The organism is Streptomyces alkaliphilus (assembly GCF_014141535.1).
Taxonomy (GTDB): domain Bacteria; phylum Actinomycetota; class Actinomycetes; order Streptomycetales; family Streptomycetaceae; genus Streptomyces; species Streptomyces alkaliphilus.
In genome coordinates this window covers 1-10103 of record NZ_VKHT01000080.1, presented here as the reverse complement: position 1 = coordinate 10103, position 10103 = coordinate 1, and the positions used below count along the sequence as shown (strand labels likewise).

Here is a 10103-nt window from a genome sequence, read left to right as displayed (position 1 = left end):
GGTGGAGGGGGGCCGGCCGGTGGGCCCCGGCGGACACCCGTGCCGCCGCCCGGGGCCGTGCCCGGACACGTCGGTGCCCGCGTCCCGGGAGGGGACGCGGGCACCGTGGGCACACCGGCCGACGCGCGGGGCGGGACTCAGCCGGCCAGTCGCTCCAGCTGGGCGGTGAGGCGGGCGATGTCCGCCTCGGCGGCCTCGCGCCGGGCCCGGATCTTCTCCTTCACCGGCTCGGGCGCCTTGGCCAGGAACTTCTCGTTGCCGAGCTTGGCCGTGGTCTGCGCCAACTCCTTCTCGGCCACCGCCAGGTCCTTGGTCAGGCGCTTGCGCTCGGCTTCGGTGTCCACCGCGCCGGAGAGGTCGAGGGCGACCTCCGCGCCGCCCACGGGGAGGGTGGCCGAGGCGATGAAGTCGGGTCCGGCGGGCTGGAGCCTCAGCAGGGAGCGGACGGCCTCCTCGTGCGCGTCCAGTCCGGTGCCGCCCAGGTCCAGGCGGGAGGGAACCCGCTGGCCCGGCTGAAGGCCCTGGTCGGCCCGGAACCGGCGGACCTCGGTGACCAGCCGGCGGACCTCCGCCAGTTCGCGCTCGGCCTCCTCGTCGCGGAACCCGCCGGCGGTCGGCCAGTCGGCGACCACCAGGGACTCGCGCCCGGTGAGGGTGGTCCACAGCTCCTCGGTGACGAAGGGGACGATCGGGTGCAGCAGGCGCAGCAGGACGTCCAGGACCTCGCCGAGCACGCGCCGGGAGACCTCGGCCGCCTCGCCACCGGCCTGGAAGGTGGTCTTGCTCAGCTCGACGTACCAGTCGAAGACCTCGTCCCACGCGAAGTGGAACAGGGTGTCGCAGAGCTTGGCGAACTGATAGTCGTCGTAGTGGGCGTCCGTCTCGGCGACGACGGCGGCCAGCCGGGAGAGGATCCACCGGTCGGTGGCCGACATCCGCTCGGCGGCCGGCAGCGGTCCCTCCACGGTGGCACCGTTGATCAGCGCGAAGCGGGTGGCGTTCCAGACCTTGTTGGCGAAGTTGCGGGAGGCCTGGACCCAGTCCTCCCCGATCGGCACGTCCACGCCGGGGTTGGCGCCACGGGCCAGGGTGAAGCGGACGGCGTCGGAGCCGTAGGCGTCCATCCAGTCCAGCGGGTCGACGCTGTTGCCGAAGGACTTCGACATCTTCTTGCCGCGCTCGTCACGCACCAGGCCGGTGAGCGCGATGGTGTGGAAGGGCGGGGTGCCGTCCATGGCGTACAGGCCGAACATCATCATCCGGGCGACCCAGAAGAAGATGATGTCGTGGCCGGTCAGCAGGACGTCGGTCGGGTAGAACTTCGCCAGGTCGGCGGTTTCCTCGGGCCAGCCGAGGGTGGAGAACGGCCACAGGCCGGAGGAGAACCAGGTGTCCAGGACGTCGGTGTCCTGCGTCCAGCCCTCGCCGGTCGGCGGCTCCTCCTCGGGGCCGACGCACACGACCTCGCCGTTCGGCCCGTACCAGACCGGGATGCGGTGCCCCCACCACAGCTGGCGCGAGATGCACCAGTCGTGCATGTTGTCGACCCACTGGAAGTAGCGTCCGGCCATCTCCGGTGGGTGGATGGCGACCCGGCCGTCGCGGACCGCGTCCCCGGCGGCCCGGGCCAGCGGCTCGACCCGGACCCACCACTGGAGGGACAGCCGCGGCTCGATGATGGTCGCGCAACGGGAGCAGTGGCCCACGGCGTGGACGTAGGGGCGCTTCTCGGCGACGATCCGGCCCTGCGAGCGCAGCGCCCCGACCACGGCCGAGCGGGCCTCCAGCCGGTCCAGCCCCTCGAACGGGCCGGGGACGGTGATGACGGCGCGCTCGTCCATGATCGTGTACGAGGGCAGGTCGTGCCGGCGGCCGATCTCGAAGTCGTTGGGGTCGTGCGCCGGGGTCACCTTGACCGCGCCGGTCCCGAACCCCGGGTCCACGTGCTCGTCCGCGACCACGGGGATCCCGCGGTCGGTCAGCGGCAGGCGGACCTCGGTGCCGATCAGGTGCCGGTAGCGCTCGTCTTCGGGGTGGACGGCCACGGCGGTGTCGCCGAGCATCGTCTCCGCCCTGGTGGTGGCGACGACGAGCGAGTTCTCCCCCTCGCCGTAGCGGATGGAGACCAGTTCGCCGTCGCGCTCCTCGTGGTCGACCTCGATGTCGGAGATCGCGGTCAGGCAGCGCGGGCACCAGTTGATGATGCGCTCGGCGCGATAGATCAGGTCGTCCTCGTACAGCCGCTTGAAGATGGTCTGCACGGCCCGGGACAGACCCTCGTCCATGGTGAAGCGCTCACGGGACCAGTCGACGCCGTCGCCCAGGCGCCGCATCTGGCCGAGGATCTTCCCGCCGTACTCCTCCTTCCACCGCCAGACGCGCTCGACGAACTCCTCGCGGCCGAGGTCGTGACGGGACTTCCCCTCCTCGGCGAGCTGCTGCTCCACCTTGTTCTGGGTGGCGATGCCGGCGTGGTCCATGCCGGGCAGCCACAGCGCCTCGTAGCCCCGCATCCGCTTGCGACGGGTCAGGGCGTCCATGAGGGTGTGCTGGAAGGCGTGGCCCAGGTGCAGGCTGCCGGTGACGTTCGGCGGCGGGATGACGATGGTGTACGGGGGCTTGTCGCTCTTCGCGTCCGCCTCGAACCAGCCGCGCTCCACCCAGCGCTCGTACAGCTTCCCCTCTACCTCCGCCGGGGTGTAGCGGCTGGGCAGGTCGGTGGGGACGCCGTGGGGCCCGGTGGCGGGCTGCTGAGTGTTCTCGGTCACGGGGCCCAGTCTATCGACGGCGGGAGGGCGCCTTCGACCCGGTTTCCCGGTGCCCGGCCGCCGTCGTGCGGGTGCGTGCGCTCCGGATGTACACCACGGCCCCGGGTCGGACAGGATGGCTCCCGAATCCGAACTGCCGCGCAGAGGGGTACACAGATGAGTCACCAGCAGCCGGGGCCGTACGGGCAGCAGGGCCCGCAGCCCGGCCAACCCGGCCCGTACGGGACGCCCCCGCCGGGGCAGCCGCCCGCCGGGGGGAACCCCTACGCGCAGCCGTCGCAGCCCGGCGCGCAGCCGGGGTACGGTTACCCGCCCCAACAGCCGCCGGGGCAGCCGGGATACGGCTACCCGCCACCGGCGGGACAGCCGGGGCACGGGTACCCGCAGCAGCCGGGCCAACCGCAGCAGCCGGGGTACGGGTATCCGCAGCAGCCGGGCGCGCCGGTGCCTCCCGGCGCACCGACGGGGAAGGAGGGCAAGGGCCGGACGGTCGGCATCGCGGTCGCCGTGATCGCGGCCCTGGCCGTGGTCGGCGGCGGGCTGTACGTCGTCCTCTCCGGTGGCGACAACGCCCTCGGCTCGGACGACGGCACCCGGTACGACCTGACCCTGCCGCGACAAACCGGTGAGTTCGAACTGATGGAGGAGGACGACTCCCTCCTGCTCTCCGAGCAGGAGTTGGAGGACGCCGGCCTGAGCGGCATGGAGAGCGTCGGCGGCTCCTACATCGAGCCCGACCCGGACGCCCCGATTCCCGAGTGGGGCAGGACCGGCCTGGGCTTCGCCGGCATGTGGGGCGAGGTGGAGAACCCCCAGCAGACGGTGGACCTGCTCTTCCTGCAGTTCGCGCAGGCCATCTCCGAGGAGGAGGGCGAGGAGATCGAACTGATCGGCACCGCCGAGTCCTTCACCTACGACGAGGCCGCCCTGAAGTGCCAGATCGCCCGGGGCACCGGGGAGGACCCCGACCTGGGGTACACCCTGGAGACGACCATCTGCGCCTGGGCGGACTACAGCACGGTGGGGTTGACCTACTACGTGCCCTTCCCGTCGCTGCCCGAGGACGTCGATCCGCTGGCGGAGGAGATGCCCGAGGTGGGGGCGCCGGAGGGGATCACCACCGAGGAGGCCGCCGGATACACCCGGCAGCTGCGGGAGGACGCCCTGGTCGAGCGCACCGGGTGACCGGCCGCGCCGCCTCCCGGGTGACCGGCCTTCCCGACGACGGTGGGCGCGGGGTTCCGAACGGGCGCGACGAGCGCCGCTGTTCGGGACCCCGCGCCCACCGGTGGTTCGGAGGGGCGGCGGCCCGTCGGATCAGGCCGACTTCTCCCGGGGGGCGCGCGGGGAGTTGCCGCGCTGCTTGGCCATCCGCGAGCGGGGCACCAGGGTGGGGTTCACGTTGGAGCGGACCACGTCCTCGGTGATGACCACCCGGCCGACGTCCTGACGCGAGGGAACCTCGTACATCACGGACATCAGCACCTCCTCCATGATCGCCCGCAGACCGCGCGCCCCGGTGCCGCGCAGGATCGCCTGGTCGGCGATCGCCTCCAGCGAGGGGCGGTCGAACTCCAGCTCGACACCGTCGAGTTCGAAGAGTCGCTGGTACTGCTTGACCAGCGCGTTGCGCGGCTCGACCAGGATGCGCAGCAGGGCGTCCCGGTCCAGGTTGTGCACCGAGGTGATGACCGGGAGCCGGCCGATGAACTCGGGGATCATCCCGTACTTGACCAGGTCCTCGGGCAGCGCGTCGGCCAACAGCTCGGAGGTGTCCCGGTCCCGCTTGGAGCGGATGTCGGCGCCGAAGCCGATGCCCCGGCCCCCGGAGCGGGCGCGCACGATGTCGTCCAGTCCGGCGAACGCGCCGCCGACGATGAACAGCACGTTCGAGGTGTCGATCTGGAGGAACTCCTGGTGCGGGTGCTTGCGCCCGCCCTGCGGCGGGACCGCCGCCGTGGTGCCCTCGAGGATCTTCAGCAGCGCCTGCTGCACGCCCTCGCCCGAGACGTCACGGGTGATCGAGGGATTCTCGCTCTTGCGGGCCACCTTGTCGATCTCGTCGATGTAGATGATGCCCTGCTCGGCCTTCTTGATGTCGTAGTCGGCCGCCTGGATGAGCTTGAGGAGGATGTTCTCCACGTCCTCGCCGACGTACCCGGCCTCGGTCAGGGCGGTGGCGTCGGTGATCGCGAAGGGGACGTTGAGCATCCGGGCCAGGGTCTGGGCCAGCAGGGTCTTGCCCGAACCGGTGGGGCCCAGCAGGAGGATGTTGGACTTGGCGAGTTCGATCTCCTCGTCCCGCGAGTGCGCCGCCTCCTCGCTCACCCGAACCCGCTTGTAGTGGTTGTAGACGGCCACCGAGAGGGCCTTCTTGGCCGGTTCCTGGCCCACCACGTAGCTCTCGAGGAACTCGTAGATCTCCCGCGGCTTGGGCAGCTCGCCGAGGTCCGACTCGGGGGACTCCGCGAGCTCCTCCTCGATGATCTCGTTGCAGAGGTCGATGCACTCGTCGCAGATGTACACCCCCGGGCCCGCGATGAGCTTCTTCACCTGCTTCTGGCTCTTTCCGCAGAATGAGCACTTGAGCAGGTCGCCGCCGTCACCGATGCGTGCCACGAGGTGCTTCCCCTTCGCCTGCGCACCTCCCGGGAGGGGGTGGTGCCTGGTACCTGGTGCGCCGTCGCTCCGCAGGGGCCCGTCGAGGATTCACGGGGTGCCGCGACCGCGCGCGTCTGGATGTCTGTGTGTCGCCTGTGGTGTCGTGCCGGTGCGTGTGGTGCCGGTGTCGAGCCCTGCGGACCGCGCGAACGACCCCGCGGCCGGGTGCGGCGCCCCGTTCCCGGAGCCGCGGCCCGGCCGGTGCCGGATGCCGTTATCGTGCTGTCCCCACGACGGTACCCTGTCGCCCGGACGGAATGGCCCTCCTTTGGCGGGAAACCCCCGGGACGCGGTGGCATCCCGCCGAAGGAGGGCCGGCGATCCGGTCGCTCAGGCGGAGGCGGCTCGGGTCGTCACGATCTGGTCGATCAGACCGTACTCCACCGCCGCCTCGGCGGTGAGGATCTTGTCGCGCTCGATGTCCTCGCGGATCTGCTCGATCGGCTTGGTGGAGTGCTTGGAGAGCATCTCCTCCAGCTGGACACGCATGCGCTGGATCTCGTTGGCGGCGATCTCCAGGTCGGAGACCTGACCGCGCCCGGTCTCGCTGTACGGCTGGTGGATGAGCACCCGGGCGTTGGGCAGCGCCATCCGCTTGCCGGGGGTGCCGGCGGCCAGCAGCACGGCGGCGGCCGAGGCGGCCTGCCCCATGCACACCGTCTGGATGTCCGGCTTCACGAACTGCATCGTGTCGTAGATCGCCGTCAGGGCCGTGAAGGAGCCGCCGGGGCTGTTGATGTAGATCTGGATGTCCCGGTCCGGGTCCATCGACTCCAGGCACAGCAGCTGCGCCATGACGTCGTTGGCCGAGGCGTCGTCGATCTGCACCCCGAGGAAGATCACCCGCTCCTCGAAGAGCTTGGCGTACGGGTCGTACTCCCGGATGCCCTGGGAGGTGCGCTCGACGAAACGCGGGACGACGTAGCGGGAGTCGGGGATCGGGCGGTCGTACAGGCCCGAGCCGGGGAAACCGGCGGTCCCGGAGGGACCGTTGAAGGAAGGCGATGCGGTCATCGGGTTCTCCTGGCGATGAGCTGTCGGCGGGATCAAGGCTGTGCGGAAGGGGCCGTGATCAGGCACCCGTGCCGCCGCTGCCGGGGATGTCCGCCGCGTCGGCGATGACCCGGTCGACCAGGCCGTAGTCCTTGGCCTCCTCGGCGGAGAACCAGCGGTCGCGGTCGGAGTCGCGGGTCCACTGCTCGATGCTCTGGCCGGTGTGCCGCGCGGACAGCTCGGTCATCTTCTTCTTGGTGCGCAGCAGCCACTCGGCCTGGATCTTGATGTCCGAGGCGGAACCGGCGAGGCCGGCCGAGGGCTGGTGGATCAGGATCTCGGCGTTGGGGAGGGCGAAGCGCTTGCCCGGCGTGCCGGCGCTGAGCAGGAACTGCCCCATCGAGGCGGCCATGCCCATGGCGATGGTCACCACGTCGTTCTTGATGAACTGCATGGTGTCGTAGATCGCCATGCCGGCGGTGATCGAACCGCCCGGGCTGTTGATGTAGAGGTTGATGTCCTTGTCCGGGTCATCGGCCGCGAGCAGCAGCAACTGCGCGGTGATCCGGTTGGCGATGTCGTCGTCCACCGGCTGACCGAGGAAGATGATCCGCTCGCTGAGCAGCCGGTTGTAGACCTGATCACCGAGGCCGCCGGCAATGGGGTCGGCGGCGGCGGAAGGCATCGGAAGCGTCACGTATTCCACCTGCTCATTCATTGGACGACCGTGCTCGCGCACGGGCGCCGGCATCGTCGTTGGCTCGTCGTCGGCTCGTCACCGAGGACCTCCGGGACCGGGGCTCCGGGGGCGTACTCGGCCGCGTTGTCGAGGGGTTGCCCTTACGGACCCTAACGCGCTGGTGGGGCCGACCCATCCCGGCTCGGAAACTGTTCGCTGTGAGCGCAGGTGGGGTTCCCGTTGGGGTTCCGCCGGGAGCGGAACGGGGCCGGACGTGATCACGTCCGGCCCCGTTCCGGGCACCGTGTGCGGCGCCGCGATCAGGCGTCGTCCCGCTTGGATGCCTTCCCGTCGGCGTCGTCGGCGTTGGACTCCTCCCCACCGGTGGCGGCGGCGGCCTCCTGCGGGGTGACGGTCTCGGCGTCGGCGTCGGTCTCGTCGTCCTCGAGGTCGACGGTCTCGCCGTTGGTGTCCACCACGCGGACGGTCTCCACCACAGCGGCCAGCGCCTTGCCGCGGCTGACCTCGCCGACCAGCATCGGCACCTGGCCGCCCTCGACCACCGCGCGGGCGAACTCGTCGGGGCTCATGCCGGAGGACTGCGCCCGGCGCACCAGGTGCTCGGTCAGCTCCTCCTGGCTGACGTTGACCTTCTCGCGCTTGGCGATCTCGTCGAGCACGAACTGGGTGCGGATGCCCTTCTCGGCCTGCTCCCGCAGCTCGTTCTCGAACTCCTCGGCGGTCTTGTCCTGCATCTCCAGGTACCGGTCGAGATCCATGCCCAGCCGGCCGAGCTGGTGATTGACCAGGTTGTGCTTGCGGGTCTCGATCTCGTCGCGCAGGAGGTTCTCCGGCATCGGGACCTCGACCCGCTCCAACAGGGCGTCCAGGACCTGCTCCTGGGCCTTGGTGGCCTGGTCGTACTTCTTCTGGCGGGCCAGTCGGGTGCGGGCGTCCTCCCGCAGCTCCTCCAGGGTGTCGAACTCGCTCGCCATCTGGGCGAACTCGTCGTCCACGGCGGGCAGCTCGCGGGCGGAGACGGCGTGCACGGTGACGGTGATCTCCGCCTCCCGGCCGGCCGCGGAGCCGCCCTTCAGCTCACTGGTGAAGGTGGCGGTGCCGCCGGCCTCCAGACCGGTGACGGCCTCGTCGATGCCGTCCAGCAGGCGGCCGGAGCCGATGGTGTAGTCGATGCCCTCGGCGACGCCGTCGGCGAGGACCTCGCCGTCCACCCGGGCCTCGAGGTCGAGCCGCACGACGTCGCCCTCGGCGGCGGCCCGCTCGACCTCGGTGGTGGAGGCGAAGCGCTCGCGCAGCTGGTCGATGGCCTCCTCCACATCGGCGTCGGCGACCTCGACCGCGTCGACGGTGACCTCGATGTCGGAGTAGTCCGGGATCTCGATCTCGGGGCGGATGTCCACCTCGGCGGTGAAGGTCAGGAGCTCACCGTCCTTGAGGTCGGTGATGTCCACCTCGGGGCGGCCCAGGGGGTTCAGCTCCCCCTCGGTGACCGCCTCGGAGTAGAACTTCGGCAGTGCCTCGTTGACCGCCTCCTCCAGCACCGCACCGCGGCCGAAACGCTGGTCGATCACCCGCGCCGGTACCTTCCCCTTGCGGAAGCCGGGGACGGTGATCTGCTGGTTGATCTTCTTGTACGCCGCGTCGAGGCTGGGCTTGAGCTCCTCGAAGGGCACCTCGACAGTGAGCCGAACCCGGGTCGGGTTCAGGGTCTCCACGGCGCTCTTCACGGTCGGTCTCCTTGGGGCTGACTGCTGGGGGTGGTGCCCGGTCCCGACGGGATCGATCGCGCCGATCCTCCTGAACACCGTCCGAACACTGGGTCCGAACCCTGTCCGGGCCGTCGGAGCCGGGCTTCTTGGCTTGAGGGGCGCCCCGTATGCGGCATGAACATGCGGACACGACACAGGCACGCGCGTTCCTCATAGTACGTGGTCGGGGTGGCCGGATTCGAACCGACGACCTTCCGCTCCCAAAGCGGACGCGCTACCAAGCTGCGCCACACCCCGCGGTGGCTCATGACGCGACACGTAGGGTACAGGTAGGACGGGGGAGCCGGTGCCGGGGGCACGCGTCGCGGACCCGGGTGCGCCCCGGGCGCCGTCGGTCCGGGGCCGCGAGGGTCGCCCGGCGCGGGCGGCGGTCGGTGACGCTGCTAGGATGCCCCGTGACGCCGAGCGCTTCCCACATGGACGCGACGCGGCCTCGCGGGTGTAGCTCAATGGTAGAGCCCTGGTCTTCCAAACCAGCTACGCGGGTTCGATTCCCGTCACCCGCTCGTCGGCCCGGTCCCGGATCCCCGGGGCCGGGCTTTTTCGCGTGTGCGCCCGGGCGCCCCCGGATCGGCTCCGCGCGCCCCGTTCCGGGTTCGCCGGGGCAGGGGGGACCGGGGCCGGGACCGCGACGACCCGACCCCCGAGCGCGACGGATCACCTGCCGCTGCTGTTGATGTTGTTGTCGAACGAGCCGATCGAGTTGCTGACCGACTCCAGGAAGTCCCGTATCGGGTCCGCCGCTCCGGTGGACGCCAGGGAGAACCCGAAGAGGATCGCGACGATCGCGGGACCCCACTTCATCGAGCCCCCGCGAATCATCACCACGAGGACGATGCCCAGCAGGAGCACCAGCGAGAACGAGATAATCACAAGATCACACCCTCGGACGTAACACCGCGTGCGGACACAGCCGCCTGGCCGTGCCCCCGGGGTCCTTCCCTCTCCGATACCCCCGCAAGCACGGGACCATCGTGCCGGCACCCGCGCCCCGACGGAGGGGGTCTGACGGTCCGTCGGATGACGATCCGACCGCCGAGGGGCGACGACCGGGCGTGTCGGGGTTCCGGGTGACAGGGATCACCATCCCCTGCCACCCGGAACCCCGACACACCCGCGACGTCATCCTTCCGTGATGATCCGGTCGAGTCCGTTTTCGGCGAACTCCCCCACCGGACCACTGACGTGACGCGCCGTTCCCCTCTGTCGCGT

Annotated in this window: 7 protein-coding genes and 2 tRNA genes; 2 read left to right on the top strand and 7 right to left on the bottom strand. The window is 70.6% G+C overall.

Annotated elements, in window-relative coordinates; all coding sequences use genetic code 11:
• Window positions 1–137: 137 nt before the first annotated feature.
• Window positions 138–2768, bottom strand: a complete 2631-nt coding sequence (locus FNQ90_RS04900) for a valine--tRNA ligase (RefSeq protein ID WP_182605131.1) — start codon at window positions 2766–2768, stop codon at window positions 138–140.
• A gap of 156 nt (window positions 2769–2924) precedes the next feature.
• On the opposite strand from FNQ90_RS04900, the gene FNQ90_RS04895 reads away from it, so the two are divergent.
• The gene (locus tag FNQ90_RS04895; RefSeq protein ID WP_182605130.1) at window positions 2925–3953 is read left to right on the top strand and encodes a hypothetical protein; all 1029 of its coding nucleotides are present in this window, start codon (window positions 2925–2927) and stop codon (window positions 3951–3953) included.
• A 132-nt stretch (window positions 3954–4085) separates the two neighbouring features.
• On the opposite strand, the gene clpX is transcribed toward FNQ90_RS04895, so the two are convergent.
• The 5 genes from clpX to FNQ90_RS04870 form a co-directional block, all read right to left on the bottom strand.
• Window positions 4086–5387, bottom strand: a complete 1302-nt coding sequence (gene clpX, locus FNQ90_RS04890; RefSeq protein ID WP_182605129.1) for an ATP-dependent Clp protease ATP-binding subunit ClpX — start codon at window positions 5385–5387, stop codon at window positions 4086–4088.
• Between the two features lie 372 nt (window positions 5388–5759).
• A complete protein-coding gene (locus FNQ90_RS04885) occupies window positions 5760–6443 on the bottom strand; it encodes an ATP-dependent Clp protease proteolytic subunit (protein WP_143617662.1) in 684 nt (227 codons plus the stop codon).
• Between the two features lie 58 nt (window positions 6444–6501).
• Window positions 6502–7119: an ATP-dependent Clp protease proteolytic subunit gene (locus FNQ90_RS04880; RefSeq protein ID WP_323379778.1), complete on the bottom strand. Its 618-nt coding sequence runs from the start codon at window positions 7117–7119 to the stop codon at window positions 6502–6504.
• 302 nt (window positions 7120–7421) lie between these two features.
• Window positions 7422–8849 carry a trigger factor gene (gene tig / locus FNQ90_RS04875; RefSeq protein WP_182605128.1) on the bottom strand — a complete coding sequence of 476 codons (1428 nt, stop codon included), beginning with the start codon at window positions 8847–8849 and terminating at the stop codon, window positions 7422–7424.
• Between the two features lie 202 nt (window positions 8850–9051).
• Window positions 9052–9128 (bottom strand) — tRNA-Pro (locus FNQ90_RS04870).
• Window positions 9129–9326: 198 nt separating this feature from the next.
• Here FNQ90_RS04870 and FNQ90_RS04865 point away from each other — a divergent pair.
• Window positions 9327–9397 (top strand) — tRNA-Gly (locus FNQ90_RS04865).
• A gap of 151 nt (window positions 9398–9548) precedes the next feature.
• Here FNQ90_RS04865 and FNQ90_RS04860 read toward each other — a convergent pair.
• A complete protein-coding gene (locus FNQ90_RS04860; RefSeq protein ID WP_143617668.1) occupies window positions 9549–9764 on the bottom strand; it encodes a hypothetical protein in 216 nt (71 codons plus the stop codon).
• Window positions 9765–10103 lie beyond the last annotated feature (339 nt).

What these genes read in the sequence shown, in the direction of transcription:
- FNQ90_RS04895 (WP_182605130.1), top strand. Translation starts at nt 2,925, where the DNA reads ATGAGTCACCAGCAGCCGGGGCCGTACGGGCAGCAGGGCCCGCAGCCC.
- FNQ90_RS04885 (WP_143617662.1), bottom strand. Translation starts at nt 6,443, where the DNA reads ATGACCGCATCGCCTTCCTTCAACGGTCCCTCCGGGACCGCCGGTTTC.